This window comes from Vogesella sp. LIG4, assembly GCF_900090205.1.
GTDB lineage: Bacteria > Pseudomonadota > Gammaproteobacteria > Burkholderiales > Chromobacteriaceae > Vogesella.
The window spans coordinates 780150-806398 of the sequence record NZ_LT607802.1; the positions used below are offsets into that span (position 1 = coordinate 780150).

The window sequence follows — 26249 nt, forward strand, 5'->3', positions numbered from 1 at the left end:
TCAATTCCTTCAAATATTCAGTTGAGCTATTTGCTCGCGACCACCTAGCAAGGCAGTCACTTACTCAACGGCATAATGCCGCTGCCGCACTAAGCAGATATTACTTAGGACGCTTAGCGCCGTACTTCGAACGAGCCTGCTTACGATCTTTCACGCCAGCAGTGTCCAGGGAACCGCGAACGGTGTGGTAACGCACACCCGGCAAGTCTTTCACACGACCGCCACGGATCAGTACTACGGAGTGTTCCTGCAGGTTGTGGCCTTCACCACCGATGTAGGAAATCACTTCGAAACCGTTGGTCAGGCGAACCTTGCACACTTTACGCAGTGCGGAGTTCGGCTTCTTCGGGGTAGTGGTGTATACACGGGTGCACACGCCGCGCTTCTGCGGGCAGGCTTCCAGTGCAGGCACCTTGCTCTTCGAGGTAACCGTGGTGCGGCCCTTGCGAACGAGTTGGTTAATGGTTGGCATTACTATCAGTTCCTAGTTGATACTCTTTGACGGCACCATACCGCCAAGAGAGTCCGCGATTATATTTTGGTCAACTGGCAGCGTCAATAAAAAAACGCCATCCTTCCAATGTTAGCCATTGAAAGGACAGCGTTTTTTACTACAGCGTCAGCTTACAGCTCTGCGTTGTCTGCTTCTACCGGAGCTTCCAGGCTGCCGAACTCCAGGCCGGTCTCGCTGCCGCCGAGGCGACGACGGTTGCGGTGGTAGGCGAGGCCAGTACCGGCCGGGATCAGACGACCCACGATCACGTTTTCCTTCAGACCACGCAGATCGTCCTTCTTGCCCATGATCGCGGCTTCGGTCAGCACGCGAGTGGTTTCCTGGAAGGAAGCCGCCGAGATGAAGGAGTCGGTGGACAGCGAAGCCTTGGTGATACCCAGCAGTACGTTTTCGTACTGTGCGGCCAACTTGCTCTCTTCCGCCATGCGGTCGTTGGTTTCCAGCACCTCGGCACGCTCTACCTGCTCGCCCGGGATGAAGTCGGTATCGCCGGCATCGGTGATCACCACGCGACGCAGCATCTGGCGAACGATCACCTCGATGTGCTTGTCGTTGATCTTCACGCCCTGCAGACGGTAAACCTCCTGCACTTCCTGACAGATGTAGCGGGCCAGCGCTTCGATACCCTGCAGACGCAGGATGTCGTGCGGATCCACGGCACCGTCGACGATCAGTTCGCCGCGGTTCACCACCTGGCCATCGTGCACCAGCACGTGCTTGTCTTTCGGGATCAGGCTTTCATAGCCGTTGCCGTCCAGATCGGTGATGATCAGGCGCTGCTTGCCCTTGGTGTCCTTACCGAAGGAAACGGTACCGGTCACCTCGGCCAGCATGCCGGCATCCTTCGGCGAGCGGGCTTCGAACAGTTCGGCCACACGCGGCAGACCACCGGTAATGTCGCGGGTCTTGGACGATTCCTGCGGAATACGTGCCAGCACTTCACCCTTGCCTACTTCCTGGCCGTCGCGAACGGTAATGATCGCGCCTACCTGGAAGGTAATGGATACCGACGCATCCGAACCGGCCAGCTTCACTTCGTTGCCGTTGTCGTCCAGCAGCTTCACCAGCGGGCGCAGCATCTTGGACTGAGCCGATGCGCGACGCTTGTTGTCGATAACCACCAGGGTGGACAGGCCGGTTACTTCGTCGGTCTGCTTGGCAACGGTAGCGCCTTCTTCCACGTTCTCGAACTTCACGCGGCCAGCGTACTCGGTGATGATCGGACGGGTGTGCGGGTCCCAGGTCGCCAGTACTGCACCAGCCTTGATGGACAGACCGTCGGTCACCATCAGGGTAGCGCCGTACGGCACCTTGTGACGCTCGCGCTCGCGGCCGGCATCGTCGTGGATCACCACTTCACCGGAACGGCTGATCACGATCAGCTCGCCCTTGGTGTTGGCCACGTAACGCATCTGGCTGGAGAAGCGTACGGTACCGTTGGACTTACCTTCTACCTGGCTGGCAGCCGCATTTCGCGATGCTGCACCACCAATGTGGAAGGTACGCATGGTCAGCTGGGTACCCGGCTCACCAATCGACTGGGCTGCGATCACACCAACGGCTTCGCCGGCGTTCACGCGCTTGCCGCGGGCCAGGTCGCGACCGTAACACTGGGCGCACAGACCGTAGCGGGTGTCGCAAGTGATCGCGGTACGTACCTTGACTTCGTCGATACCCAGGTTGTCGATCTGATCCACCAGGCTCTCGTCCAGCAGGGTGCCGGCTTCGATCACGGTTTCGCTGGTGGACGGATCCACCACGTCGGTCGCGGTTACGCGGCCGAGGATACGATCGCGCAGCGGCTCGATCACGTCACCACCCTGCACTACCGCCTTCATGGCGAAGCCGTTGCTGGTGCCGCAGTCGTCCTGAATCACCACCAGATCCTGGGTCACGTCCACCAGACGGCGGGTCAGGTAACCGGAGTTGGCGGTCTTCAGTGCCGTATCCGCCAGACCCTTACGTGCACCGTGGGTGGAGATAAAGTACTGCAGAACGGTCAGACCTTCGCGGAAGTTGGCGGTAATCGGGGTTTCGATAATGGAGCCGTCCGGCTTCGCCATCAGGCCACGCATACCGGCCAGCTGCTTGATCTGTGCCGCGGAACCCCGGGCACCGGAGTCGGCCATCATGTAAATCGAGTTGAACGATTCCTGATCGACTTCCTTGCCTTCGCGGTCCAGCACCTTCTGCTTGGACAGCTCGTCCATCATGGCCTTGGCGATCTTGTCGCCGGTGCGGCCCCAGATATCCACTACCTTGTTGTAGCGTTCACCCTGGGTAACCAGACCCTGACGGTACTGTTCCTCGATCTCTTTCACTTCCTTCTGGGCTTCGCCCAGCAGGTCGAACTTCTTCACCGGGATCTGCATGTCGTCCACGCAGATGGAGATACCACCGCGGGTCGAGTAGGCAAAACCGGTGTACATCAGCTGGTCGGCGAAGATCACGGTGTCGCGGATGCCGCAACGACGGAACGACGCGTTGATCAGCTTGGAGATCTCTTTCTTCTTCAGTGCCTTGTTGATGTGCTCGAACGGCAGACCACGTGGCATGATTTCGGACAGGATCGCGCGGCCAACGGTAGTTTCGTGGCGCTTCATCACCGGCACCAGTTCGCCCTGCTCGTCACGCACCCACTCGCGCAGACGCACGGTGATGCGGGTAGCCAGTTCGACCTGACGGGTTTCGTAGGCGCGATGCACTTCGCCGGTATCGGCGAACAGCATGCCTTCGCCCTTGCCGTTGATCTTGTCACGGGTCATGTAGTACAGACCCAGCACGATATCCTGCGACGGCACGATGATCGGTTCGCCGTTGGCCGGGGACAGCACGTTGTTGGTTGCCAGCATCAGGGTGCGGGCTTCCATCTGCGCTTCCAGGCTCAGCGGCACGTGTACGGCCATCTGGTCACCGTCGAAGTCGGCGTTGAATGCCGCGCAGACCAGCGGGTGCAGTTGGATGGCCTTGCCTTCGATCAGCAGCGGTTCGAACGCCTGGATACCCAGACGGTGCAGGGTCGGCGCACGGTTCAGCAGTACCGGGTGTTCTTTGATGACATCTTCCAGGATGTCCCACACTTCCGGCACTTCCTGCTCTACCAGCTTCTTGGCAGCCTTGATGGTGGAGGCCAGACCCAGTACTTCCAGCTTGTGGAAGATGAAGGGCTTGAACAGCTCCAGCGCCATTTTCTTCGGCAGACCGCACTGATGCAGACGCAGGGTCGGGCCCACGGTAATCACGGAACGACCGGAGTAGTCCACGCGCTTACCCAGCAGGTTCTGACGGAAACGACCGCCCTTACCCTTGATCATGTCGGCCAGCGACTTCAGCGGACGCTTGTTGGCGCCGGTCATCGCCTTGCCGCGACGACCGTTGTCCAGCAGCGAGTCAACCGATTCCTGCAGCATGCGCTTTTCGTTGCGCACGATGATGTCAGGCGCGCGCAGTTCCAGCAGGCGCTTCAGACGGTTGTTACGGTTGATGACGCGGCGGTACAGGTCGTTCAGGTCGGAGGTAGCGAAACGGCCACCATCCAGCGGTACCAGCGGACGCAGTTCCGGCGGCAGTACCGGCAGCACTTCCATGATCATCCATTCCGGCTTCATGCCGGAACGCTGGAACGCCTCCAGCACCTTCAGGCGCTTGGCGATCTTCTTGATCTTGGTGTCGGAGCTGGTAGCTTCCAGCTCGCGGCGCAGGGTTTCGATCTCGCCAGCCAGATCCAGCTTCTTCAGCAGTTCGCGCACGGCTTCGGCGCCCATCAGGGCTTCGAACTCTTCACCGTACTGGTCCAGCTTGTCGAGGTAGTCTTCCTCGCTCAGCAGCTGGCCGCGCTGCAGACTGGTCAGACCCGGCTCGGTCACCACGAAGGCTTCGAAGTACAGTACGCGCTCGATGTCGCGCAGAGTCATGTCCAGCACCATACCCAGACGGGACGGCAGCGACTTCAGGAACCAGATGTGCGCGGTCGGGCTGGCCAGCTCGATGTGGCCCATGCGCTCGCGGCGCACCTTGGACAGCGTCACTTCCACGCCACACTTCTCGCAGATCACACCGCGATGCTTCAGGCGCTTGTACTTGCCACACAGGCACTCGTAATCCTTCACCGGGCCGAAGATGCGGGCGCAGAACAGGCCGTCGCGTTCCGGCTTGAAGGTACGGTAGTTGATGGTTTCCGGTTTTTTTACTTCGCCGAACGACCAGGAACGGATCTTGTCCGGGGAGGCGATGCCGATCTTAATCGCATCAAACTCTTCTTCTTGCGTAACTTGCTTAAAGAGATCGAGCAGAGCTTTCATTGCGTCTCCATTCAGGAGGAACCTGCGGCCAACGTTGGCCGCAGGCACCTTGCCTAATTAATAACGTTCCAGGTCGATGTCCAGACCCAGCGAGCGGATTTCCTTCACCAGCACGTTGAAGGATTCCGGCATGCCGGCATCGATCTTGTGTTCGCCCTTGACGATGTTTTCGTAGATCTTGGTACGGCCGGTCACATCGTCCGACTTCACCGTCAGCATTTCCTGCAGGGTGTAGGCGGCGCCGTAGGCTTCCAGCGCCCACACTTCCATCTCACCGAAACGCTGACCACCGAACTGCGCCTTACCACCCAGCGGCTGCTGGGTAACCAGCGAGTACGGGCCGGTGGAACGGGCGTGCATCTTGTCGTCTACCAGGTGATGCAGCTTCAGGTAGTGCATCACACCCACGGTAACCTTGCGGTCGAAGGCTTCGCCGGAGCGGCCGTCGAACAGGGTCATCTGGGTCTTGCTGCTGTTGAATTCCAGCTGCTCGGTATGCGGGTCGGCATCCGGGTAGGCCAGGTCCAGCATCTGGCGAATCTCGGTTTCCTTGGCACCGTCGAATACCGGGGTAGCGAAGGTCATGCCTTTGCGCAGGTTGTCTGCCAGCAGCATGATTTCCTTCTCGCTCATCTCGGCGATCGGCTCTTGCTTACCGGTTTCGTTGTAGATGCTCTGCAGATAGCTGCGCAGCTCTTCCACGCCCTGCTGTTGCTTGAGCATGCGGTCGATGCGCTCGCCGATACCCTTGGCAGCCCAGCCCAGGTGTACTTCCAGAATCTGACCGATGTTCATACGCGACGGTACGCCCAGCGGGTTCAGCACGATGTCCACCGGACGGCCGTCTGCCATGTACGGCATGTCTTCCACCGGCAGGATGCGGGAAACCACACCCTTGTTACCGTGGCGACCAGCCATCTTGTCACCAGCCTGCAGGCGACGTTTCACGGCGATGTACACCTTCACCATCTTCTGTACACCGGCCTGCAGCTCGTCGCCCTGGGTCAGCTTGCGCTTCTTGTCTTCGAACTTGAGGTCGAATTCTTCACGCTTCTGCGCCAGGCTTTCCTTGATCAGTTCCAGCTGCTTGGCGATGTCTTCATCAGCCATGCGGATGTCGAACCACTCATGCTTGGACGACAGGCTTTCCAGGTACTCGGCATTGATGTCGGTACCCTTCGCCAGACGCTTCGGACCGCCGTTGGCCGGCTTGCCCACGATCAGACGCTCGATACGGCTGAAGGCGTCGTTGTCGAAAATACGCAGCTGGTCGTTCAGGTCCAGGCGGTAGCGCTTCAGTTCGGCATCGATGATGGACTGGGCGCGCTTGTCGCGCTCGATACCCTCGCGGGTGAACACCTGTACGTCGATCACGGTGCCGACCATGCCGGTCGGTACGCGCAGCGAGGTGTCCTTCACATCGGAGGCCTTCTCGCCGAAGATCGCGCGCAGCAGTTTTTCTTCCGGAGTCAGCTGGGTTTCGCCTTTCGGAGTCACCTTGCCCACCAGCACGTCGCCGGCGTTCACTTCTGCGCCGATGTAGACGATGCCGGAATCATCCAGACGGCCGGCCATGCGCTCGGACAGGTTCGGGATGTCGCGGGTGATTTCTTCCGGGCCCAGCTTGGTGTCGCGTGCCACTACCGACAGTTCCTCGATGTGGATCGAGGTGTAACGGTCGTCGGCCACTACTTTTTCGGAGATCAGGATCGAGTCTTCGAAGTTGTAGCCGTTCCACGGCATGAAGGCGATGGTCATGTTCTGACCCAGCGCCAGTTCGCCGATGTCGGTGGAAGCACCGTCAGCCACCACGTCGCCGCGGGCGATCAGGTCGCCTACTTTCACGATCGGACGCTGGTTGATGTTGGTGTTCTGGTTGGAACGGGTGAACTTGGTGAAGTTGTAGATATCCACGCCCACTTCGCCGGCCATGGCTTCTTCATCGTTCACGCGTACCACCACGCGGTTCGCATCCACGTAGTCCACCACGCCGCCACGACGGGCGATCACGGTGGTACCGGAGTCGACGGCCACGGCACGTTCAATGCCGGTACCTACCATCGATTTTTCCGGACGCAGGCACGGTACGGCCTGACGCTGCATGTTGGCGCCCATCAGTGCACGGTTCGCGTCATCGTGTTCCAGGAACGGAATCAGCGAGGCAGCAACCGATACTACCTGGCCGGTAGCCACGTCCATGTACTGTACGCGGTCCGGGGTAGCCAGAATGGTTTCGCCCTTTTCACGGCAGGTAACCAGTTCGTCGATCAGGGTGCCTTCGGCATCCAGTTCGGCGTTGGCCTGCGCGATCACGTAGCGACCTTCTTCGATGGCGGACAGGTATTCGATCTCGTTGGTTACCTTGCCGTCGATCACCTTGCGGTACGGGGTTTCCAGGAAACCGTACTCGTTGGTGCGGGCAAATACCGCCAGCGAGTTGATCAGACCGATGTTCGGACCTTCCGGGGTTTCGATCGGGCACACGCGGCCATAGTGGGTCGGGTGTACGTCACGTACCTCGAAGCCGGCTCGTTCGCGGGTCAGACCGCCCGGGCCCAGGGCCGATACGCGGCGCTTGTGGGTCACTTCGGACAGCGGGTTGGTCTGGTCCATGAACTGGGACAGCTGGCTGGAACCGAAGAATTCCTTGATCGCAGCCGATACCGGCTTGGCGTTGATCAGATCGTGCGGCATCAGGTTTTCGGATTCGGCCTGGTTCAGGCGTTCCTTCACTGCACGCTCGACACGCACCAGACCGGCGCGGAACTGGTTCTCGGCCAGTTCGCCCACGGAACGCACGCGACGGTTGCCCAGGTGATCGATATCGTCCACTTCGCCACGGCCGTTGCGCAGTTCGCACAGGATGGCGATCACGGACACGATGTCCTCGGTAGCCAGTACGCCGTCGATGGAGTCGCGGCGGGAGGCGAACTTCTCGCCGATCAGGCTGCGGAACCAGTCCGGGGACTTGTCATCGAACTTGTACTGGAAAGTACGGGTGTTGAACTTCATGCGGCCAACACGGGACAGGTCGTAGCTGTCCTCGTTGAAGAACAGGCGCTGGAACAGCTGTTCCACTGCATCTTCGGTCGGCGGCTCGCCCGGGCGCATCATGCGATAGATGGCTACGCGCGCGGCCAGCTGGTCGGCAGTGTCGTCACCACGCAGGGTCTGGGCGATGTAGGCACCGTGGTCCAGGTCGTTGGTGTACAGCACCTCGACTTCGGCCACGTCCTGGATGTCCATCTTGGCCAGCAGCTCATCGGTGATCTCGTCATTGGCGCGAGCAATCACCTCGCCGGTTTCCGGCGCCACCACGTTCTTGGCCAGCACTTTGCCTACCAGCACGTCGAACGGTACTTCGATGCGGTCAAGGTTGGCCGCACCGATATCACGGATGTGCTTGGCAGTGATGCGCTTGTCCTTGGCCACGATCAGCTTGCCATCCTTGTCCAGGATGTCGGCCTTGGCCACTTCGCCCTTCAGGCGTTCTGCCACCACCTTCATGAACACGCCGTCGCCGGAGAGGTAGAAGGTATCGGTGTTGTAGAACTCGGACAGGATGCGTTCGTTGGTGTAGCCCAGCGCCTTCAGCAGGATGGACACCGGCATCTTGCGACGACGGTCGATACGGAAGAACAGCTGATCCTTGGCATCGAACTCGAAGTCCAGCCAGGAGCCGCGGTAAGGAATCACGCGAGCGGAGAACAGCAGTTTACCGGAAGAGTGCGTCTTGCCGCGGTCGTGCTCGAAGAACACGCCCGGGGAACGGTGCAGCTGGGAAACGATAACACGCTCGGTACCGTTGATGATGAACGAACCGTTCGAGGTCATCAGCGGGATTTCGCCCATGTAGACTTCATTCTCGCGCACTTCCTTCACCACCGGCTTGGACGATTCCTTGTCCAGGATGGTCAGGCGGATGCGGGCACGCAGCGGGGCAGCAAAGGTGATGCCGCGCAGCTGGCACTCCTGCACGTCGAACGGCGGTTCGCCCAGGATGTAATGCACGAAATCCAGACGAGCAAAGCCGTTGTGGCTGACGATCGGGAAGATCGACTTGAATGCAGTCTGCAGGCCTACATCCTTGCGCTGATCAAACGGCACACCCAGCTGGAGGAACTCGGTGTACGAATCGATCTGGGTCGCCAGCAGGAATGGGACGTCGAGAACGGTGTTACGCTTCGCAAAGCTTTTACGAATACGCTTCTTCTCAGTAAACGAATAACTCATAGAGTCTCCATCGGAGGGGTGGCGCAAGAAATCAAACGTCAGCAGCCACATTCATCTTGATTGCTGACCTTTGCCCACTTGCAAAGCATTACAAGCGCAACAAGGCTGGCGGATTTCTCCGCCAGCCTCAACAATCTTCCCTAAGGAAGATTATTTTACTTCAGCCTTGGCACCAGCTTCGGTCAGTTGCTTAGCAACGTCATCGGCTTCAGCCTTGGAAACGCCTTCTTTAACAGCCTTCGGAGCGCCGTCAACCAGGTCTTTGGCTTCTTTCAGGCCCAGACCGGTGATAGCACGAACAACCTTGATCACGTTAACCTTGTTGTCGCCAGCGGCGGTCAGGATAACGTCAAATTCGGTCTTCTCTTCAGCAGCAGCAGCGCCACCAGCAGCCGGGCCAGCAACGGCAACGGCAGCAGCGGAAACGCCGAACTTCTCTTCGAACGCCTTAACCAGGTCGTTCAGTTCCATAACGGTCAGACCAGCAACTGCTTCGAGGATATCTTCTTTGGTGATAGCCATTTGTATAACTCCTGAATATGGGATATGTCGAATTGATTAAGCGGCTTCGGATTGCTTCTTCTCGGCCAGAGCGGCCAGAGCACGGGCAAAACCGGATACCGGAGCCTGCATAACGAACAGCAGCTTGGACAGCAGCTCTTCGCGGCTCGGAATGGAAGCCAGTTCGGTTACTTCGGCAGCGTTCAGCAGCTTGCCGTTGTAGGAACCTGCCTTGATGACAATCTTGTTGTCTTCTTTGGCAAATTGATGCAGCACTTTGGCAGCAGCAACTGCGTCAACGGAAACACCGTATACCAGCGGGCCAATCATTTGATCGGCCAGAGCTTCGAACTGGGTACCGGCTACCGCACGACGCACCAGCGTGTTCTTCAGAACGCGCAGGTAAACACCATTCTCACGTGCCTTGGCACGCAGTTTGGTCATGCTGCTAACCTCGATGCCCCGATACTCAGCGATAACTACCGTCTGAGCATCTGCCAGTTGAGCAGATACTTCAGCGACGACCGCCTTTTTATCTTCGATATTGAGACTCAAGGTCCACCTCCTAGACTGAAATGAAGCAGGATATCCTGCCCCTGTTTGCAGCGGCGACCTAATCAGGAGATATACAAACTGATGGTGCTCATGGGCGGAATTGAACCGCCGACCTCTCCCTTACCAAGGGAGTGCTCTACCCCTGAGCTACATGAGCGTATCGTTGATACAGCCTTCTAAGGGTACACCGTCTGCGTAGGCTACTCACAAGGAGCATTAAGTCGTTGACACCTACGGTCTTTGACAATCTGGCGGACCGAAGTCCGCCAGCCCAAAGCCTTTGGTGCCCATGGGCAGAATTGAACTGCCGACCTCTCCCTTACCAAGGGAGTGCTCTACCCCTGAGCTACATGGGCCCGGGCAATGTCAGGCATTAAGCCTGAGCAGTTGCCACATCGATGCGTACACCAACACCCATGGTGCTGGATACGGCGATTTTCTTCAGGTACTGACCCTTGGCAGCAGCCGGTTTGGCTTTAACCAGGGCATCCACCAGAGCAGCGAAGTTTTCGCGCAGGGCTTCAACTTCGAAAGAAGCGCGGCCGATGGTGGCGTGAATGATACCGGTCTTGTCGGTACGGTACTGAACCTGACCAGCCTTGGCGTTCTTCACGGCCTCGGCTACGTTCGGGGTAACGGTACCAACCTTCGGGTTCGGCATCAGGCCACGCGGACCCAGGATCTGACCCAGCTGACCAACAACGCGCATTGCATCCGGGGAGGCAATCACTACGTCGAAGTCCAGGTTGCCGGCCTTAACCTGCTCGGCCAGGTCGTCGAAACCGACAACTTCAGCACCGGCAGCCTTGGCGGCTTCGGCGTTGGCGCCTTGAGCAAATACGGCAACGCGTACGGATTTACCGGTACCGCGCGGCAGAACCACGGAGCCACGTACAACCTGGTCGGATTTACGCGGATCAACACCCAAGTTAACGGCCACGTCGATGGACTCGTCAAACTTGGCGGTAGCAGCACCTTTTACCAGAGTGATGGCATCTTCAACTGCGTACAGTTTGTTGCGATCAACCTGGGCGTTCAGCGCTTGCAGACGCTTGGAAACCTTAGCCATATTACAGACCCTCCACTTCAAGACCCATGGAACGTGCGGAACCAGCGATGGTGCGAACAGCAGCATCCAGGTCAGCAGCGGTCAGGTCCGGGGACTTGGTCTTGGCGATTTCTTCCAGTTGAGCGCGGGTTACTTTACCCACTTTGTCAACGTGTGCCTTAGCGGAGCCGGACTTGATGCCAGCGGCTTTCTTCAGCAGGAAGGTTGCCGGCGGAGTCTTCATGGTGAAAGTGAAGGACTTGTCGGCGTAGGCGGTGATCACCACCGGAATCGGCATACCAGGCTCCATGCCCTGGGTTTGGGCGTTGAACGCCTTGCAGAATTCCATGATGTTCAGACCGCGCTGACCCAGCGCCGGACCGATCGGCGGCGACGGGTTTGCTTTACCAGCGGGCACTTGCAGCTTGATATAGCCTACAATTTTCTTAGCCACGATTAGCTCCTAATGAACGGGTATAACGCGCCAAAAGACGCTCCCCAAGTGAGCCCAAGAGTATATCCCGGGCTTTTCAAAAACACAAGCTTACAGCTTCTCGACTTGCGAAAAATCGAGCTCGACCGGCGTGTCGCGACCAAAGATCTGCACCGACACACGCAGTTTGTTGCGTTCGTAGTTAACTTCGTCAACCGAGCCATTGAAGTCGGTGAACGGGCCATCATTGACGCGCACCTTCTCACCCACCTCGAACAGCACCTTCGGCTTCGGCTTCTCCACGCCCTCCTGCATCTGCTGCATGATGGCGTCCACTTCCTTGGCGGAAATCGGCGCCGGGCGGTTGGCGGTACCACCAACAAAACCGGTTACCTTGGGCGTGCTCTTTACCAGGTGCCAGGTATCGTCGGTCATTTCCATCTCGACCAGCACGTAGCCCGGGAAGAACTTGCGCTCGGAAATAGAGCGGCGGCCATTCTTGATATCCACCACCTCTTCGACCGGCACCAGCACCTGGCCGAACAGATCCTGCATACCCTCGCGGTCGATGCGCTCTTTCAGCGCCTTCTGCACACTCTTCTCAAAACCGGAATAGGCGTGCACAACATACCAACGCTTAGCCATAATCAACCCCGACGAAGCAACACGTCATAAAACAGCCAGGACAGCGAAGAGTCAACCAGCCACATAAACAGCGCCAACACAAACACAAAGGCAAATACCAGCATGGTCAGCTGGGTCGCTTCCTTGCGTTGCGGCCAAACAACCTTGCGCGCCTCGGCAATCGATTCTTGCGCATAGGCCACGAAATTCTTGCCCATCACCGACTGCCACACTACCGCGGCGGCAGCCAACAACGAGATCACGAACACCACCACGCGCAGCACAGCCTGATCAGCGGCCAGCAGATAAAAACCGACCACCCCCGCCACAACCAACAAGATGGCAAGGCCAAGCTTGATTTTATCTTGCGATTCCATTGGAAATTCTCGTGTTGCAGATACGTGAAAAGACTAACCGGCGAAAACGCCGGTTAGTCTTATTTGGCAGGCCAGGAGGGTCTCGAACCCCCAACCCTCGGTTTTGGAGACCGATACTCTACCAATTGAGCTACTGGCCTAAAACCTTACTTAAGCGATGATCTTGGCAACCACGCCGGCGCCAACAGTACGGCCACCTTCGCGGATCGCGAAACGCAGACCATCTTCCATAGCGATCGGAGCGATCAGTTCTACGGTGATTTCCACGTTGTCACCCGGCATTACCATTTCCACGCCTTCGGCCAGCGTAATTGCGCCGGTCACGTCGGTAGTACGGAAGTAGAACTGCGGGCGGTAGTTCGCGAAGAACGGGGTGTGACGACCGCCTTCATCCTTGCTCAGTACGTATACCGAAGCCTGGAACTTGGTGTGCGGGGTGATGGAACCCGGCTTGGCCAGAACCTGACCACGCTCTACATCTTCACGCTTGGTACCACGCAGCAGCACGCCTACGTTGTCGCCAGCCTGACCCTGGTCCAGCAGCTTGCGGAACATTTCCACGCCGGTGCAGGTGGTCTTAACGGTGGCCTTCAGACCAACGATTTCCAGTTCTTCACCAACTTTAACGATACCGCGCTCTACACGACCGGTAACCACGGTGCCGCGGCCGGAGATGGAGAATACGTCTTCGATCGGCAGCAGGAACGGCTTGTCGATGGCACGCTCCGGAGTCGGGATGTAGGAATCCAGTGCGTCAGCCAGACGGAAGATGGCCGGCTCGCCGTATTCGGACTGATCGCCTTCCAGCGCCAGACGAGCGGAACCGATCACGATCGGGGTATCGTCGCCCGGGAAGTCGTAGGAAGACAGCAGATCGCGCACTTCCATTTCCACCAGTTCCAGCAGCTCAGCGTCGTCCACCAGGTCGGCCTTGTTCAGGAACACGATGATGTACGGAACGCCAACCTGACGGGACAGCAGGATGTGTTCGCGGGTTTGCGGCATCGGACCGTCAGCGGCCGAGCACACCAGGATAGCGCCGTCCATCTGGGCAGCACCGGTAATCATGTTCTTAACGTAGTCGGCGTGACCCGGGCAGTCTACGTGAGCGTAGTGGCGAGCCTCGGTTTCGTATTCTACGTGCGCGGTGTTAATGGTAATACCGCGGGCTTTTTCTTCCGGCGCGCTGTCGATCTGGGAGTAGTCTTTAGCTTCGCCACCGAACTTCTTGGACAGAATGGTGGTGATAGCAGCGGTCAGAGTGGTTTTACCATGGTCAACGTGACCGATGGTGCCGACGTTTACGTGCGGTTTATTCCGCTCGAACTTTTCCTTTGCCATGGCAAAATTCCCTGAATGCAAGTTAAAGTCTAAAGATAACTGGTGCCCATGGGCAGAATTGAACTGCCGACCTCTCCCTTACCAAGGGAGTGCTCTACCCCTGAGCTACATGGGCCTTCTTAAATCCTGGAGCGGGTGAAGGGAATCGAACCCTCGTCGTAAGCTTGGAAGGCTTCTGCTCTACCATTGAGCTACACCCGCCTACGATCCGGACGAACCATCAAACGCCGCCAAGACTCATAGCAACTGGTGGGGGGAGAAGGATTCGAACCTTCGAAGGCTGAGCCGTCAGAGTTACAGTCTGATCCCTTTGACCGCTCGGGAATCCCCCCGTCGAAGAAGCCCGAATAGTATAGACACGCCTAAATGCCGTCAACACCAAAATCAGCTTTTTTTCGCATTCTTTAAACAAACAGCCCTGTCGATGACAGGGCTGTGTTGCAAATCAGTCACTTAAAGCTATCAAGCCTTGCCGCTGATCTTCAGGTATTTTTCATGCAGTTGGTCATGCGTCTCTTCATGAGCCGGATCCAGCGGAATGCAATCCACCGGACAGACCTGCTGGCACTGCGGTTCGTCGTAGTGGCCAACGCACTGGGTACACAGGTTCGGGTCGATCACGTAGATCTCTTCGCCCTGCGAAATCGCATTATTCGGGCATTCCGGTTCACAGACGTCGCAGTTGATGCACTCGTCGGTAATCATCAAAGCCATAGTAATTTCCTCAAGTATTCCACACAGTGAATTCTGTCACCCGACTCGCAGGCAGGCAAGTTCGGGCCGTTATATCCTTATATGCCTGCTTCCCGAGCCAGCAGGTAGCCATGCACCTGGCCGGCGCGGATCGAGCGCAGCACTTCCCAGCCGGCGAATTCGCGCGGCTTTGCCGTTTCCACGTACAGCTTGCCCTGTGCCGACAGCGCAGCGGCAAGCTGCGGCAGCACGTCATCCAGCAGCGTGCTGCTGTATGGCGGGTCAACGAAGATCACATCAAAGGCGCCGTGCCCTGCCCGCAGGTAGGCCAGCGCATCCTGGTTCTGTACCTGCAACTGAGCGGCGCCCAGCAATTGGGCGTTGCGTCGCAGCGTATCGGCTACCAGCCGCGCCTTTTCCACTAGCACCACTTCACGCGCGCCACGCGAGGCAGCCTCGAAACCCAGCGCGCCGCTGCCGGCAAACAAATCCAGGCAGCGCAAGCCGTAAAGATCCTGACCCAGCCAGTTGAACAGGGTTTCCCGCACCCGGTCGGGGGTTGGCCGCAAGCCTTCCACTGCCGGCACATCCAGCAGCCTTCTGCGGTACTCTCCGCCAATGATGCGCACCTTGTTGCGTTGCTGCGTCATGTATCCTCCTGAATTTCAAGGGCGCGATTCTACCCGACTCGGCCTGCCGCGTCTGTTATTACGTGCTGCAAACGCACGCGCTGCGCACACCTATATAAGGAATGCTATGCGGCCAACTGTCAGCCGCGGCATTTGACGTTACAATCGCGGTTTGTCCAGCTGCCTTATTCCTAAAGCATGTTTAGCTTCTTCAAGAAAAAACCCGACACCACCGCCTCGTCCGCCCCGGCCGACGACGCCCAGGTTTCCACTCCGGCCGCCGCAGTGCCCGCAGCCGCTCCCGCCGAAGCCCCCGTCACCAGCAAGCCCAGCTGGACCGAACGCCTGAAAGCCGGCCTGTCCAAGACCCGCGACAAGCTGGGCAAGCAGCTGGCCGGCCTGTTCGGCGGCGGCAAGATCGACGAGGATCTGTACGAGGAGCTCGAAACGGTCCTGCTCACCGCCGATATGGGCGTGGATGCCACCGTGCACCTGCTGAAAGATGTACGCGAGCGGGTAACGCTGAAGGGGCTGAGCGATGCCAGCGAACTCAAGGGTGCGCTGAAAGACTCGCTGGAGCAGCTGATCGCACCGCTGCAGCAGCCGCTGGACGTTTCCACCAAGAAGCCGTTCGTGATCATGATGGTCGGCGTCAACGGCGCCGGTAAAACCACCTCCATCGGCAAACTGGCCAAATACTTCCAGAGCCAGGGCAAGAGCGTGCTGCTGGCCGCCGGCGACACCTTCCGTGCTGCCGCCCGCGAGCAACTAATGGCCTGGGGGGAGCGCAACAACGTAACGGTGATCGCCCAGCAAAGCGGTGACGCCGCCGCGGTGTGCTACGACGCCATCCAGGCCGCCACCGCGCGCGGCATCGACATCGTGCTTGCCGACACCGCCGGCCGCCTGCCCACCCAGCTGCACCTGATGGAAGAAATCAAGAAGGTGAAACGGGTGATCCAGAAGGCGATTCCGGACGGCCCGCACGAAGTGATGCTGGTTCTGGACGCCAATATCGGTCAGAACGCCATCAACCAGGTAAAAGCCTTCGACGACGCGCTGGGCCTCACCGGCCTGGTACTCACCAAGCTGGACGGCACCGCCAAGGGTGGCGTAATCGCCGCCATCGCCAAGCAACGCCCGGTGCCGCTGCGCTTTATCGGCGTCGGCGAAAGCATTGACGACCTGCGCCCGTTCAACAGCCGCGACTACATTGACGCGCTGTTCGAGTGAGTCTGCGGCCAACCTTCCCCTTGAGGATGCGACATGATCCAGTTTGACCAGGTGACCAAGCGCTACCCTGGCGGCCACGAGGCACTGCGCAACCTGTCGTTCACCATCGAAAGCGGTGAGATGGTGTTTCTTGCCGGCCATTCCGGCGCCGGCAAAAGCACACTGCTGAAGCTGATCTCCGGCATCGAGCGCGCCAGCAGCGGCAACGTGCTGGTGAACAACCAGAACCTGAGCCGGCTGCGAGCCAGCCAGCTGCCTTATGTGCGCCAGCATATCGGCATCGTGTTCCAGGACCACAAGATCCTGTTCGACCGCAATGTGTTCGACAACGTGATGCTGCCGCTGGACATCATCGGCTTCGACCGCCGCGACGCAGCCCGCCGCGTGCGCGCCGCGCTGGACAAGGTAGGCCTCGCCGGCAAGGAAAAAATGATGCCGGTGCGCCTGTCCGGCGGCGAGCAGCAGCGCCTGTGCATCGCCCGTGCCGTGGTGCACCGCCCCAGCATCCTGCTGGCCGACGAACCCTCGGCCAACCTGGATCGCGCCTACGCGCTGGACATCATGGAACTGTTCAAATCCTTCCACCAGGTAGGCGTCTCCGTGCTGATTTCGGCGCACGACGAAACCCTGATGGAAGACTATGGCCGCCGCATCATCCGCCTGCGGGAAGGACAATTCGCCTCATGAAGCACTTCTTCTACCTGCACTGGCAGGATGCCAGCCAGGCGCTACGCAAGATGTTGCGCCAGCCGCTGGGCAGCCTGCTCAATCTGTTGATGCTGGCGGTGGCGATGTCGCTGCCGGTCAGCCTGTACCTTACCGCCGGCAGCGTGCAGCACTGGGTGGGCAAACTCACCGCGGCGCCGCAGATCACGCTGTTCATGGAGCTTTCCGCCGAACAGGCCGACATCGCCGCCGTGCAGTCCAGCCTGACATCCCACCCCAAGGTGGCCAGCTTCCGCTTCATTGGCCGCGACCAGGCGCTGCGCGACCTGGAACAGCGCAGCGGCCTCTCCGGTGTGAGCCAGGGGCTGGAAGGCAACCCGCTGCCGGACGCTTTTGTCGTTACCCCCAAGCCGGCGGTAACGCCGGACGAACTGGACATGCTGCAAAAGGAGCTGTCCGGCCTGCCGATGGTGGAACAATCGCAGTTTGATGCCGCCTGGGCGCGCCGCCTGCACGGCCTGCTGGACATCGCCGTCAAGCTTGCCTGGTTCCTGGCCGCCAGCTTTGGCGTGGCGCTGGTGCTGATCACCCACAACACCATCCGCATGCAGATCCTGGCACGACAGGAGGAAATCGAAGTGGCCAAGCTGATCGGCGCTACCGACAGCTTCATCCGCCGCCCCTTTCTGTACCACGCCTTCTGGGTAGGCGCGCTCAGCACGCTGTGCTGCTGGGGCCTGTCCACCCTGTTCGTGCACCAGGCTGCGCCGGCAATCAATGAATTCGCCGGCCTGTACGGTGAAAACATCCACCTGGCAGGGCTGGCCCTGCCGGAGCTTGGCGTACTGTTCGGCTGCAGCGTGCTGCTGTGCCTGCTGGGCGCACGCCTGGCAGCGGATCACCACCTGCGCAAGGTGCGCCCGCACTAAGTGCGGTGCAACACGCAGCCCGCCTGGCAACTACTTGATCCTGGTCCAGGACTATGGACCGGATAAAAAAATATCATCGATTGGGAACTGGCCCCTTGCTGGCACTCTCATAAGACGAGTGCTAACATCAGTTCAGCATTTCTTGAGGACAAGCCATTTATGACTGCAATCGCCTTGCCTGTACTCTCTTCCAACGGCAGCCTGGAGCAATACATCCACACCGTTAACAGCATTCCGATGCTGACCCAGGAAGAAGAGTTGGAGCTTGCCACGCGTCATCAACAGCACGACGATCTGGAAGCAGCCAAGCGTTTGGTGCTGTCGCACCTGCGCGTGGTGGTGTCCATCGCCCGCGGTTACTCCGGCTATGGCCTGCAACAGGCCGACCTGATCCAGGAAGGCAATATCGGCCTGATGAAGGCGGTGAAACGCTTCGAACCCACTCGCGGCGTGCGTCTGTTCTCCTTCGCCGTGCACTGGATCAAGGCCGAGATTCACGAATTCATCCTGCGCAACTGGCGCCTGGTGCGCATTGCCACCACCAAGCCGCAGCGCAAACTGTTCTTCAACCTGCGCAGCATGCGCCAGAGCCTGTCCGCACTCAGCGAGCAGGAAGCGCACGATATCGCGCAGGAGCTGGGCGTGAAGCCGGAAGAAGTGCGTGAAATGGAAACCCGCATGAGCGGCCAGGACATCGCACTGATGGCCGATGATGGCGACGACGAGGGCTTTGCCCCCATCGACTGGCTGGCCGACTCGCACGACGAGCCAACCCGCGCGCTGGAACGCCGCTCCATCGACATGCTGCAGAGCGAAGGCCTGGAGCAGGCGCTGTCCACGCTGGACGCCCGCAGCCGCCGCATCATCGAGGCGCGCTGGCTGGCCGACGATGGCGGCTCCACCCTGCACGAGTTGGCCGCAGAATTCGGTGTTTCCGCCGAGCGCATCCGCCAGATCGAAGCCAAGGCACTGGGCAAGATGAAAACCGCACTGGCCGCCGGCGTGGTGATCGACGCCTGAGCTGCATGATGTAGGCGTGAAAAAGCCACCTTGCGGTGGCTTTTTGTTTTTATATCATGCGGCCAACTTACTCGCTGGCAGCCTTGCCGTGCTGCTTGTCATCCACCTGCTGGGCGATGTCGATCAGACCGCTCCAGGCCGGCTCGTCGTCATCCAGCTCATCCAGGAACTGCGACGCATAGGTCGGGAACGACGCCAGCGCGTAGCGCATGGTCTGCGCCGCCTTGGCCTGCTCGCCCGCCAATGCCTCCATCTGCGCCTTGCGCAGCAGCACGTCCGGATACGGCCGATACAGCGCCATCAGGTCCACCCACTTGCGGTAGTCCTTCAGCGTGGCGCGCGACGGCGTCATCACGTCATCCAGCAGGCCCAGCGCATGGGCGGCGAACATCGGCTCGGTTCGGATGATCTCCTCCAGTCGCTGCTGCTTCTTGAGCGCCGTGGGGTAGTACAGCCCCTGCATTTCCTCGTAACGCCAGCTGCCATAGCTGGCCAGCACCAGCAGCAGCAGTGCGCCGGCACGCGCCAGCAGAAGCCATGGCAGTGGCGCGGCACGGCCGGGGGCCGGCACCAGGGTCGCCATGATGACCACCACCGCCGGGAAGTACAGATACCACAGCGGATACTCCAGCATGCTGTGGATCAGCGTAACCGACATCACCGCCACCGGTACCAGCTGCGCAGCATCCACGCGGCGGCTGAAATACGGCCACACCGCCCAGGCAAAGCCCAGTAGCACCGCCAGCGTCCCCAGCAGCCCCATCTCGGCCAGCAACTGGAACACCAGGTTGTGGGCGTTGGTGAACAGGCCGCTGTTTACGCCGGAGTTGGAAAACTGCGGCAGCATCTGCAGGCGCACGCTTTCCGCCGCGTACTGGTTCCAGCCCACCCCAAAGCCGGGATGCGCCTTGAACACCAGCCAGGCCTTGCCCCATTCCGCCACGCGGCGCGCGCCCATGCTGTCGGCGTTGCTGCTCAAGCGTTCCACACCACTGGCAATGGTCTGGCCATGCATCAGCGGTGCCAGCAGCCGTTCGGCCAAGGGCAGTGCAAACTGCATGGCAATGATGGCAACCACCGCCAGCCACAGCAGCCACCACATGCGGCGCGACTCCCCGCTACGCACGCGCCAGTGCCACCACGGCGCCAGCACCGCCAGCGCCACGGTGTACAGCAGCACGGTACGCGAGCCGGCAAAGGCGATGGACAGCGACAACCACAATACTGCCGCCGCCAGCCAGCGACGCGACCATTGGCCACTGGCGGCCAGCCAGCAGGCTGCTACCACGCCCCAGGTCAGATAATGTGCGTACTGGTTGCGCTGGCCGATATGGCCAAAAATATTGGTGGTCGGGTGCGAACTGTCATAGAACAGCACGCCGCCCAGCAGCTGCGCCAGGCCGGTGAGCTGCGCCAGGCCAATCAGCGATTGCGCCAACGCCCCCAGCAGCAGCGATTTGCACAGCAACGCGATCACCGCGTCGCTGCCTTCCGCTGCGCGCCATTGCGCCGTGGCCCAGGCCAGCACCGCCAGCGCAACGAAGGCCAGCGCGGTAGCATGGTTGAGCCCAGGGAACAGCAGCGGCTGCAGCAAGGGCTGCAGCGCCCACACCGCTGCCAGCAGCAGCATCCACAACGCGCTGCGCGGCAGCTCGGCCGCGGCCTGCCGCGGCATGCACCAGCAGGCCAGCGCCGCCAGGAAGACTACCGTGATCTCGCCCCACCACTGCGGCAGCGGCAGGTAGTGAAAGCGCGACAGGAAAGGCAGCGAGGCAATGGCCGCCAGCATCAGGGCCGCCAGCGACTGGCGACGCAGGGTGAAAGTCATGGATGGACCGTGCGAGTACGGGAAAGCGGCAAGTCTAGCCCAGCCGCCGAAGGCTGTAAAAACGGCTTGGTAACGTTTCGTCACCTTATCGAAAGCAGCGGCAGCCATGCCGCGGCAAAAACAAAAAGCCCGGTCATGGACCGGGCTTTCTGATGAATACTTGGTGGGTCGTGCGGGGCTCGAACCTGCGACAAACGGATTAAAAGTCCGCTGCTCTACCAACTGAGCTAACGACCCAACCTGGGGTGCGTATGGTGGGTCGTGCGGGATTCGAACCTGCGACCAACGGATTAAAAGTCCGCTGCTCTACCAGCTGAGCTAACGACCCTACGCTTCTCTCTGGGTGGTGGGTCGTGCGGGATTCGAACCTGCGACCAACGGATTAAAAGTCCGCTGCTCTACCAGCTGAGCTAACGACCCCCGAGAGAGTTCGCAACTATACGGACACCTTTTTTAACCGTCAAGTATTTTTGGAAAAAAATGCAGAAAAACGCCTATACGGCACATTTGCCGTAGCGGCGCGCTCAGCCCTGCCCGCCCCCTGTTTCCTCCGCCACCCACTGCTGGTATGCGGCCAACCCTGCCACGATGGGCAAAGCGATGATTTCCGCCACCTCGTAGGGGTGCAGCTCTTGGATTCTGCGCTCCAAGGCTGCATATACTGTATCGGTGGTCTTGATGAGCAGGGGTATCTCGCTGGCGCTTTCCAGCTTTCCCTGCCAGCGATAGACGGACTCGCAGCCGGGCAGGATATTGACGCAGGCTGCCAAGCGCTCGCCCACCAGGGTTTCCGCCATCTGGCGCGCCAGTATGGCATCCGGCACATTGCATACAACCAGTAACACTTTCATGCGGATATCCGTTTCATGCGTGGTTTCTTGATTTTATTGCTGCTTTACCCGTTTCTCGAAATGTACTCGCTGTTCTGGCTTGCCGATCACATTGGCGGGGGCTGGACCCTGGTCTGGCTGCTCGTCAGCTTCGTGCTGGGCTCCATGCTGATGCGCGGCAGCAAGCTGGGGGCACTGCTCACCATTGCCGGCACACTGCGCCAGGGCAACGTCAACCTGTTCACCCTGCTGTGGCCGCTGCGCATCATGATCGCCGGCCTGCTGCTGGCCATTCCCGGCCTGATCAGCGACGTGTTCGCGCTGCTGCTGTTGCTGCCCTGGCCCGGCCCCAAGCTCACCGAGCTGAACATGGGTGACAACTTCCGCCAGCCGCCGCAGAACCCGCCGTCAGGCGAAGCCGACATCATCGAGGGTGAATACGAGCGCGTGGACCCGCGCACGCCCAGCGACCGCCACCTGCATTAAGCCTGCGACGAGGCCGGCAGCAGCCGTGCCAGCGCCTCTACGGCGCCGATTCCCGTCACCGCCACGATCTTGTGGCGATTACGCTCGCCCGACAGCAGGCTCACCGCCTTGCGCGGCACCTGCAGGCAGCCGGCCAGCCACAGCAGCAACGCGGCATTGGCCTTGCCCTCCACCGGCGGTGCGGCCAACCTGATCTTGAGCGCTTCGCCATGTTCCCCCGCCACTTCGCTCTTGCGTGCGCCGGGCTGAACGTGCAAGGTTAGACGTATGCCATCCGGCTGTTCAGTCAACCACGCTTTCATCACGCATCCTTTGTGCTGCAAAGGTGCAATTGTAGAACGTATCGCAACCGACACCGACAGGAGCTTCACCATGGATATCGGCATTTCCGAACAGGACCGCGCCAAGATCGCCGAGGGCTTGTCCCGCTTGCTGGCCGACAGCTACACCCTGTACCTGAAGACGCACTTCTTTCACTGGAACGTCACCGGCCCGATGTTCCAGACCCTGCACCTGATGTTCGAAACCCAGTACAACGAGCTGGCGTTGGCGGTAGACCTGGTCGCCGAGCGCATTCGCGCGCTGGGCCACGTGGCACCGGGCAGCTACGGCGACTACGCACGCCTGACCTCGATCAGCGAAAGCAAGGGCGTACCCAAGGCGCAGGACATGATCCGCGAACTGGTACAGGGGCACGAAACCGTGTGCCGCACCGCGCGCTCGCTGTTCCCGCTGGTGGATGCCGCCAGCGACGAGCCCACCGCCGACCTGCTGACCCAGCGTCTGCAAGTGCACGAGAAGACGGCGTGGATGCTGCGCAGCCTGCTGGAAAACTAAGCACCGCATCACGATCTGCCGCGTACCGGCAAAACGCTGTCAGGCACCGAGAACACGCCAGATCGTGAGTGCAAACTAAGCTTTTCTGCGGGCGTGCTACACTGTTGGCATGCCCGCTCCGCGCCGCTTCAGTCCACCGCCCAGCGCGGTGGACCCTGCCCTGTTCAAGGTCGCGATCATGATATCGCTGGCCTTGCATCTGCTTTTACTGGTGCTGTTGAGCGGCTGGCTACCCGGCGGCATACCGGTGGTGAACCTGCCCATCTCCGCGCTGCGGGTTACCCTGTTGAACACCCCGCCCGGCAAAGCCCCGGCACAGGCACGCCTGCTGGCGCAGCACGATAGCCAGGGCCAATTGCAGCAAACCCGGCTGGATGCACCGCAAAACAGCGCCGAAGCCGCGCTGGCGCCGCCGCCGGTACCGGCACGGCAGAACGCCAAACTGACCTCCCCGAACAAAAGCACCACCCGCCCGCAGGCGCAGCTCACCAGTGCCGCCATCGGCGTCAGCTGGGCCGGCTACGTGGAAGACTGGCGCAAGCGCGTCGAGCGCATCGGCAACCAGAACTACCCACCGGAAGCCAAGGCCCGCAACCTGTATGGCAGCCTGGAGCTGCTGGTGACCATACGCGCCGACGGCGCGCTGCTGGATGTCAGCGTGCTGCGCAGCTCCGGCATTCCGGTGCTGGATGCCGCGGCACAGCAGATCGTACGGTTGGCCGCACCCTACCCGCCGTTCCCGGCCAAGCTGGCCGCCGAATACGGCTCGCTGCAAGTCGTGCGAAAATGGACCTTTACCGCCGCCAATCAGCTGGCGGGCAGCTGAACAAGGAATCTCCATGTACGAAGTCAATCGCAGTGTCGCCATTCTCAAACCGCGCCAGCCCTTCCTGGACTGGCTGCAGCAGCTGCCGGGCAGCCTGGAAGGGCAGCTGCAGCTGGACGAACTGCGCCGCGACTGCAATGCGCTGCTGATTCCCGCTGCCGACGACTACGCCAGCGCCGAAGACTTCGTACGCCAGCACTATCGCACCCTGTTCGGCGCCGAACTGGCCGACTGGTGCGACGACGACGCTTTCTGGCCGGACATGACCCCGCAGCTGTTCCTGCAATGGTTTGACGTGGAGATCCACTCGGTGCTCACCGACCTGGTGGACTTCCCGCTGGAGCGCGAGGCCTTCGTGCCCTTCGATCTGGATCAGGAATAACGCTCCCGTTTTTGCCACCGGCTGCCCGAGCAGCCGGGGCCCGCCGGCAACGTACCGGCCCACTCCACGAGGAAAACCATGCCACACCAAACCAGGATCAAGGTCCGCGGCTATCACCTGGACCTGTACAGCCACGTCAACAACGCCCGCTATCTGGAGTTTCTGGAAGAGGCACGCTGGACCTTCTTCGAGGACTGCGCCGACCTGCCGGCCTTCCTCGCCTCCGGCATCGCGCTGATCGTGGTGAACATCAATATTGACTACCGTCATCCTGCAACGATGAACGATGAACTGCTGATCGAAACTTCGGTAAAATCAGTAGGTAATCGCAGCAGCGTGCTGCACCAGAGTGTACGGCTGGCCGGCAGCGACAAGATCGCCGCCGAGGCCGACGTGACCGTGGTGGCCTTTGACGGCCGCCAGCAGAAGGCCATCGCCATCGAAGGCCAGCTGCGGGAACTTCTGGAGACGCTGCAGCACCAAGCCTGACCATGCCGTACGCCGTTGCGGCCAACCCGGATTTGCACCATGAAGCTCAACAAAGCCCTGACCGTTGCCCTGCTTGCCGCCAGCACCCTGCTGAGCGGCTGTTTCACCGATGGCGCCCCGGCGGTGCAGTACACCAGCCTCAGCGGCCAGCAGGCCAGCACCGACAGCCTGAAGGGCAAGGTGGTACTGGTGAACTTCTGGGCCACCAGCTGCAGCGGCTGCATGGCCGAGATGCCCAAACTGGTCGCCACCCAGCAGAAATACGCCGCGCAGGGCTTCCAGACCGTGGCGGTGGCAATGAGCTATGATCCGCCCAACTACGTGCAGGCCTACGTCAACGACAAGAAACTGCCGTTCTTCGTGGCGCTGGACAGCCAGGGCAGCATCGCCAAGTCGTTCGGCGACATCCAGCTCACCCCGACCTCCATCCTGATCGACAAGCAGGGCAATATCGTGAAGCGCTTCGTTGGCGAACCCAACTTCGATGAACTGCACCAGCTGATCGAGCAGAAGCTCAAGGCCTGAGCCTGACGCACAAAAAAGCCGCTTTCGATGAAAGCGGCTTTTTTCATGGCAAAGACAAAACTCACGGCCGTTTTGCGCACACCGGGCAATCCGGGTCACGCGGTACCTTGAGCTGGCGGAAGCTGCCATCCAGCGCATCGTACAGCGTCAGCTGCCCCAGGGTTGGCCGCAAGCCGGCCAGCAGCTTGATGGCCTCCACCGCCTGCAGGCTGCCGATTACCCCCACCAGCGGCGCCAGCACGCCGAAGGTGGCACACGGCCCGTCGCTGGCCTCGCCCTCCTCCGGGAACAGGCAGTGATAGCACGGCGAGGCGGCGTCGCGCGTGTCGTATACCGCCAGCTGCCCGGAAAAGCGTACCGCAGCGCCCGATACCAGCGGCACGCCGGCAGCCACGCAAGCGCGGTTGATGGCGTGGCGGGTGGCAAAGTTATCGGAGCAATCCAGCACCAGGTCGTGCGCAGCCACTTCTGCGGCCAACTTGTCGCCCTGCAGCCGCTCGGCCAGCAGCCGCAGCTGCACGTCCGGGTTGATCGCCGCCAGCCGCGTGGCTGCCGACGCTACCTTGTGCTGCCCCAGCGTGTTCATGTCGTGAATGATCTGGCGCTGCAGATTGGTCAGCTCCACGGTATCGTCATCCACCAGCGTGAGCTGGCCGATGCCGGCACTGGCCAGGTACAGCAGCGCCGGTGCGCCCAGGCCACCGGCACCCACCACCAGCACGCGCGCCGCCAGCAGCCGCTCCTGACCGGCCACGTCGATTTCCGGCAGCAGAATGTGCCGGCTGTAGCGCAGCAAGGCTGCGTCGTCGAGTTCTTTGCTCATGATGCCAAACGGCCGCCATGGGCGGCCGGAGAATGTTGACAAAGCCCTTTCGCACGACGAAAGGGCTTTGTTTTATAAACAGGAAGGCTGCCGATGCAAGCGCTTGGCTGGATCCTCTAGCGTGCA

Annotated in this window: 26 protein-coding genes and 9 tRNA genes; 10 read left to right on the forward strand and 25 right to left on the reverse strand. The window is 60.4% G+C overall.

The genetic code is table 11. The features are described 5' to 3' along the window. Nucleotides 1–100: 100 nt before the first annotated feature. The 18 genes from rpsL to rsmD form a co-directional block, all read right to left on the reverse strand. On the reverse strand, nucleotides 101–472 hold the full coding sequence (gene rpsL, locus PSELUDRAFT_RS03710; protein WP_088965568.1) for a 30S ribosomal protein S12: 372 nt from the start codon (nucleotides 470–472) through the stop codon (nucleotides 101–103). A 152-nt stretch (nucleotides 473–624) separates the two neighbouring features. Next, nucleotides 625–4815, reverse strand: a complete 4191-nt coding sequence (rpoC, locus tag PSELUDRAFT_RS03715) for a DNA-directed RNA polymerase subunit beta' (RefSeq protein WP_088965569.1) — start codon at nucleotides 4813–4815, stop codon at nucleotides 625–627. Between the two features lie 57 nt (nucleotides 4816–4872). Continuing rightward, complete coding sequence (gene rpoB / locus PSELUDRAFT_RS03720; protein WP_088965570.1) at nucleotides 4873–9048, reverse strand: DNA-directed RNA polymerase subunit beta; 4176 nt, start codon at nucleotides 9046–9048, stop codon at nucleotides 4873–4875. Nucleotides 9049–9198: 150 nt separating this feature from the next. After that, nucleotides 9199–9570: a 50S ribosomal protein L7/L12 gene (gene rplL, locus PSELUDRAFT_RS03725; RefSeq protein ID WP_088965571.1), complete on the reverse strand. Its 372-nt coding sequence runs from the start codon at nucleotides 9568–9570 to the stop codon at nucleotides 9199–9201. A 36-nt stretch (nucleotides 9571–9606) separates the two neighbouring features. Next, nucleotides 9607–10104 (reverse strand): 50S ribosomal protein L10, encoded by a 498-nt coding sequence (gene rplJ, locus PSELUDRAFT_RS03730; RefSeq protein ID WP_088965572.1) that lies wholly within the window; start codon nucleotides 10102–10104, stop codon nucleotides 9607–9609. 82 nt (nucleotides 10105–10186) lie between these two features. Next, a tRNA-Thr gene (locus PSELUDRAFT_RS03735) sits at nucleotides 10187–10261 on the reverse strand. 124 nt (nucleotides 10262–10385) lie between these two features. After that, nucleotides 10386–10460 (reverse strand) — tRNA-Thr (locus PSELUDRAFT_RS03740). Nucleotides 10461–10477: 17 nt separating this feature from the next. Then, nucleotides 10478–11173: a 50S ribosomal protein L1 gene (gene rplA, locus PSELUDRAFT_RS03745; protein WP_088965573.1), complete on the reverse strand. Its 696-nt coding sequence runs from the start codon at nucleotides 11171–11173 to the stop codon at nucleotides 10478–10480. A 1-nt stretch (nucleotide 11174) separates the two neighbouring features. Next, entirely contained in the window at nucleotides 11175–11606 is a 432-nt protein-coding gene (gene rplK, locus PSELUDRAFT_RS03750; RefSeq protein ID WP_088965574.1) for a 50S ribosomal protein L11, read from the reverse strand. Nucleotides 11607–11696: 90 nt separating this feature from the next. After that, nucleotides 11697–12230: a transcription termination/antitermination protein NusG gene (gene nusG, locus PSELUDRAFT_RS03755; protein ID WP_088965575.1), complete on the reverse strand. Its 534-nt coding sequence runs from the start codon at nucleotides 12228–12230 to the stop codon at nucleotides 11697–11699. Between the two features lie 2 nt (nucleotides 12231–12232). After that, entirely contained in the window at nucleotides 12233–12586 is a 354-nt protein-coding gene (secE, locus tag PSELUDRAFT_RS03760) for a preprotein translocase subunit SecE (RefSeq protein ID WP_088965576.1), read from the reverse strand. 64 nt (nucleotides 12587–12650) lie between these two features. Next, a tRNA-Trp gene (locus tag PSELUDRAFT_RS03765) sits at nucleotides 12651–12726 on the reverse strand. 10 nt (nucleotides 12727–12736) lie between these two features. Beyond that, entirely contained in the window at nucleotides 12737–13927 is a 1191-nt protein-coding gene (gene tuf, locus PSELUDRAFT_RS03770; RefSeq protein WP_088965565.1) for an elongation factor Tu, read from the reverse strand. 40 nt (nucleotides 13928–13967) lie between these two features. Then, nucleotides 13968–14042: transfer RNA gene (locus PSELUDRAFT_RS03775), tRNA-Thr, on the reverse strand. 12 nt (nucleotides 14043–14054) lie between these two features. Continuing rightward, nucleotides 14055–14128: transfer RNA gene (locus PSELUDRAFT_RS03780), tRNA-Gly, on the reverse strand. Between the two features lie 46 nt (nucleotides 14129–14174). Beyond that, nucleotides 14175–14259: transfer RNA gene (locus PSELUDRAFT_RS03785), tRNA-Tyr, on the reverse strand. 130 nt (nucleotides 14260–14389) lie between these two features. Beyond that, complete coding sequence (locus PSELUDRAFT_RS03790) at nucleotides 14390–14641, reverse strand: YfhL family 4Fe-4S dicluster ferredoxin (protein WP_088965577.1); 252 nt, start codon at nucleotides 14639–14641, stop codon at nucleotides 14390–14392. A 77-nt stretch (nucleotides 14642–14718) separates the two neighbouring features. Next, nucleotides 14719–15270, reverse strand: a complete 552-nt coding sequence (gene rsmD, locus PSELUDRAFT_RS03795; RefSeq protein WP_088965578.1) for a 16S rRNA (guanine(966)-N(2))-methyltransferase RsmD — start codon at nucleotides 15268–15270, stop codon at nucleotides 14719–14721. A gap of 177 nt (nucleotides 15271–15447) precedes the next feature. On the opposite strand from rsmD, the gene ftsY reads away from it, so the two are divergent. The 4 genes from ftsY (at nucleotide 15448) to rpoH (ending at nucleotide 19097) form a co-directional block, all read left to right on the forward strand. Continuing rightward, nucleotides 15448–16482: a signal recognition particle-docking protein FtsY gene (ftsY, locus tag PSELUDRAFT_RS03800; RefSeq protein WP_088965579.1), complete on the forward strand. Its 1035-nt coding sequence runs from the start codon at nucleotides 15448–15450 to the stop codon at nucleotides 16480–16482. 33 nt (nucleotides 16483–16515) lie between these two features. After that, nucleotides 16516–17169 (forward strand): cell division ATP-binding protein FtsE, encoded by a 654-nt coding sequence (ftsE, locus tag PSELUDRAFT_RS03805; RefSeq protein WP_088965580.1) that lies wholly within the window; start codon nucleotides 16516–16518, stop codon nucleotides 17167–17169. Continuing rightward, nucleotides 17166–18077 carry a permease-like cell division protein FtsX gene (gene ftsX / locus PSELUDRAFT_RS03810; RefSeq protein ID WP_088965581.1) on the forward strand — a complete coding sequence of 304 codons (912 nt, stop codon included), beginning with the start codon at nucleotides 17166–17168 and terminating at the stop codon, nucleotides 18075–18077. The genes ftsE and ftsX overlap by 4 nt, the downstream gene beginning before the upstream one ends. A gap of 159 nt (nucleotides 18078–18236) precedes the next feature. Continuing rightward, nucleotides 18237–19097, forward strand: coding sequence for an RNA polymerase sigma factor RpoH (rpoH, locus tag PSELUDRAFT_RS03815; RefSeq protein WP_088965582.1), 861 nt, complete (start codon nucleotides 18237–18239; stop codon nucleotides 19095–19097). 67 nt (nucleotides 19098–19164) lie between these two features. Here rpoH and PSELUDRAFT_RS03820 read toward each other — a convergent pair whose 3' ends face one another. The 5 genes from PSELUDRAFT_RS03820 to cutA form a co-directional block, all read right to left on the reverse strand. Next, on the reverse strand, nucleotides 19165–20925 hold the full coding sequence (locus PSELUDRAFT_RS03820) for a PglL family O-oligosaccharyltransferase (protein WP_088965583.1): 1761 nt from the start codon (nucleotides 20923–20925) through the stop codon (nucleotides 19165–19167). 161 nt (nucleotides 20926–21086) lie between these two features. Beyond that, nucleotides 21087–21162 (reverse strand) — tRNA-Lys (locus tag PSELUDRAFT_RS03825). A gap of 15 nt (nucleotides 21163–21177) precedes the next feature. Then, nucleotides 21178–21253: transfer RNA gene (locus PSELUDRAFT_RS03830), tRNA-Lys, on the reverse strand. Between the two features lie 16 nt (nucleotides 21254–21269). Continuing rightward, a tRNA-Lys gene (locus PSELUDRAFT_RS03835) sits at nucleotides 21270–21345 on the reverse strand. Between the two features lie 104 nt (nucleotides 21346–21449). Next, a complete protein-coding gene (cutA, locus tag PSELUDRAFT_RS03840) occupies nucleotides 21450–21776 on the reverse strand; it encodes a divalent-cation tolerance protein CutA (RefSeq protein WP_088965584.1) in 327 nt (108 codons plus the stop codon). 15 nt (nucleotides 21777–21791) lie between these two features. Between cutA and PSELUDRAFT_RS03845 the strand changes: the two genes are divergently transcribed. Further along, a complete protein-coding gene (locus tag PSELUDRAFT_RS03845; protein ID WP_088965585.1) occupies nucleotides 21792–22241 on the forward strand; it encodes an FxsA family protein in 450 nt (149 codons plus the stop codon). Here PSELUDRAFT_RS03845 and PSELUDRAFT_RS03850 read toward each other — a convergent pair. Then, nucleotides 22238–22543, reverse strand: a complete 306-nt coding sequence (locus PSELUDRAFT_RS03850; RefSeq protein ID WP_088965586.1) for a DUF167 family protein — start codon at nucleotides 22541–22543, stop codon at nucleotides 22238–22240. The two genes, PSELUDRAFT_RS03845 and PSELUDRAFT_RS03850, sit on opposite strands and share 4 nt — an antisense overlap. A gap of 70 nt (nucleotides 22544–22613) precedes the next feature. Here PSELUDRAFT_RS03850 and PSELUDRAFT_RS03855 point away from each other — a divergent pair, with 70 nt between their 5' ends. The 5 genes from PSELUDRAFT_RS03855 to PSELUDRAFT_RS03875 all read left to right on the forward strand — a co-directional run bounded on the left by PSELUDRAFT_RS03855 (nucleotide 22614) and on the right by PSELUDRAFT_RS03875 (nucleotide 25300). Next, on the forward strand, nucleotides 22614–23078 hold the full coding sequence (locus tag PSELUDRAFT_RS03855; RefSeq protein ID WP_088965587.1) for a Dps family protein: 465 nt from the start codon (nucleotides 22614–22616) through the stop codon (nucleotides 23076–23078). 178 nt (nucleotides 23079–23256) lie between these two features. Beyond that, entirely contained in the window at nucleotides 23257–23904 is a 648-nt protein-coding gene (locus PSELUDRAFT_RS03860; protein ID WP_157725010.1) for an energy transducer TonB, read from the forward strand. Nucleotides 23905–23917: 13 nt separating this feature from the next. Beyond that, a complete protein-coding gene (locus PSELUDRAFT_RS03865) occupies nucleotides 23918–24286 on the forward strand; it encodes a VacJ (protein ID WP_088965589.1) in 369 nt (122 codons plus the stop codon). A gap of 78 nt (nucleotides 24287–24364) precedes the next feature. Next, a complete protein-coding gene (locus PSELUDRAFT_RS03870; RefSeq protein WP_088965590.1) occupies nucleotides 24365–24775 on the forward strand; it encodes a thioesterase family protein in 411 nt (136 codons plus the stop codon). Between the two features lie 39 nt (nucleotides 24776–24814). Continuing rightward, nucleotides 24815–25300 carry a TlpA disulfide reductase family protein gene (locus PSELUDRAFT_RS03875; protein ID WP_088965591.1) on the forward strand — a complete coding sequence of 162 codons (486 nt, stop codon included), beginning with the start codon at nucleotides 24815–24817 and terminating at the stop codon, nucleotides 25298–25300. 61 nt (nucleotides 25301–25361) lie between these two features. Here the strand turns inward: PSELUDRAFT_RS03875 and PSELUDRAFT_RS03880 are convergent, their stop codons facing one another. Then, on the reverse strand, nucleotides 25362–26123 hold the full coding sequence (locus PSELUDRAFT_RS03880) for a molybdopterin-synthase adenylyltransferase MoeB (protein ID WP_088965592.1): 762 nt from the start codon (nucleotides 26121–26123) through the stop codon (nucleotides 25362–25364). Between the last annotated feature and the right edge of the window lie 126 nt (nucleotides 26124–26249).

Excerpts from the sequence above, each read along its gene's own strand:
- rpsL (WP_088965568.1), bottom strand. The coding sequence starts at position 472 with ATGCCAACCATTAACCAACTCGTTCGCAAGGGCCGCACCACGGTTACC.
- rpoC (WP_088965569.1), bottom strand. The coding sequence starts at position 4,815 with ATGAAAGCTCTGCTCGATCTCTTTAAGCAAGTTACGCAAGAAGAAGAG.
- rpoB (WP_088965570.1), bottom strand. The coding sequence starts at position 9,048 with ATGAGTTATTCGTTTACTGAGAAGAAGCGTATTCGTAAAAGCTTTGCG.
- rplL (WP_088965571.1), bottom strand. The coding sequence starts at position 9,570 with ATGGCTATCACCAAAGAAGATATCCTCGAAGCAGTTGCTGGTCTGACC.
- rplA (WP_088965573.1), bottom strand. The coding sequence starts at position 11,173 with ATGGCTAAGGTTTCCAAGCGTCTGCAAGCGCTGAACGCCCAGGTTGAT.
- nusG (WP_088965575.1), bottom strand. The coding sequence starts at position 12,230 with ATGGCTAAGCGTTGGTATGTTGTGCACGCCTATTCCGGTTTTGAGAAG.
- secE (WP_088965576.1), bottom strand. The coding sequence starts at position 12,586 with ATGGAATCGCAAGATAAAATCAAGCTTGGCCTTGCCATCTTGTTGGTT.
- tuf (WP_088965565.1), bottom strand. The coding sequence starts at position 13,927 with ATGGCAAAGGAAAAGTTCGAGCGGAATAAACCGCACGTAAACGTCGGC.
- PSELUDRAFT_RS03790 (WP_088965577.1), bottom strand. The coding sequence starts at position 14,641 with ATGGCTTTGATGATTACCGACGAGTGCATCAACTGCGACGTCTGTGAA.
- rsmD (WP_088965578.1), bottom strand. The coding sequence starts at position 15,270 with ATGACGCAGCAACGCAACAAGGTGCGCATCATTGGCGGAGAGTACCGC.
- ftsY (WP_088965579.1), top strand. The coding sequence starts at position 15,448 with ATGTTTAGCTTCTTCAAGAAAAAACCCGACACCACCGCCTCGTCCGCC.
- ftsE (WP_088965580.1), top strand. The coding sequence starts at position 16,516 with ATGATCCAGTTTGACCAGGTGACCAAGCGCTACCCTGGCGGCCACGAG.
- ftsX (WP_088965581.1), top strand. The coding sequence starts at position 17,166 with ATGAAGCACTTCTTCTACCTGCACTGGCAGGATGCCAGCCAGGCGCTA.
- rpoH (WP_088965582.1), top strand. The coding sequence starts at position 18,237 with ATGACTGCAATCGCCTTGCCTGTACTCTCTTCCAACGGCAGCCTGGAG.
- PSELUDRAFT_RS03820 (WP_088965583.1), bottom strand. The coding sequence starts at position 20,925 with ATGACTTTCACCCTGCGTCGCCAGTCGCTGGCGGCCCTGATGCTGGCG.
- cutA (WP_088965584.1), bottom strand. The coding sequence starts at position 21,776 with ATGAAAGTGTTACTGGTTGTATGCAATGTGCCGGATGCCATACTGGCG.
- PSELUDRAFT_RS03845 (WP_088965585.1), top strand. The coding sequence starts at position 21,792 with ATGCGTGGTTTCTTGATTTTATTGCTGCTTTACCCGTTTCTCGAAATG.
- PSELUDRAFT_RS03850 (WP_088965586.1), bottom strand. The coding sequence starts at position 22,543 with ATGAAAGCGTGGTTGACTGAACAGCCGGATGGCATACGTCTAACCTTG.
- PSELUDRAFT_RS03855 (WP_088965587.1), top strand. The coding sequence starts at position 22,614 with ATGGATATCGGCATTTCCGAACAGGACCGCGCCAAGATCGCCGAGGGC.
- PSELUDRAFT_RS03860 (WP_157725010.1), top strand. The coding sequence starts at position 23,257 with ATGATATCGCTGGCCTTGCATCTGCTTTTACTGGTGCTGTTGAGCGGC.
- PSELUDRAFT_RS03865 (WP_088965589.1), top strand. The coding sequence starts at position 23,918 with ATGTACGAAGTCAATCGCAGTGTCGCCATTCTCAAACCGCGCCAGCCC.
- PSELUDRAFT_RS03870 (WP_088965590.1), top strand. The coding sequence starts at position 24,365 with ATGCCACACCAAACCAGGATCAAGGTCCGCGGCTATCACCTGGACCTG.
- PSELUDRAFT_RS03875 (WP_088965591.1), top strand. The coding sequence starts at position 24,815 with ATGAAGCTCAACAAAGCCCTGACCGTTGCCCTGCTTGCCGCCAGCACC.
- PSELUDRAFT_RS03880 (WP_088965592.1), bottom strand. The coding sequence starts at position 26,123 with ATGAGCAAAGAACTCGACGACGCAGCCTTGCTGCGCTACAGCCGGCAC.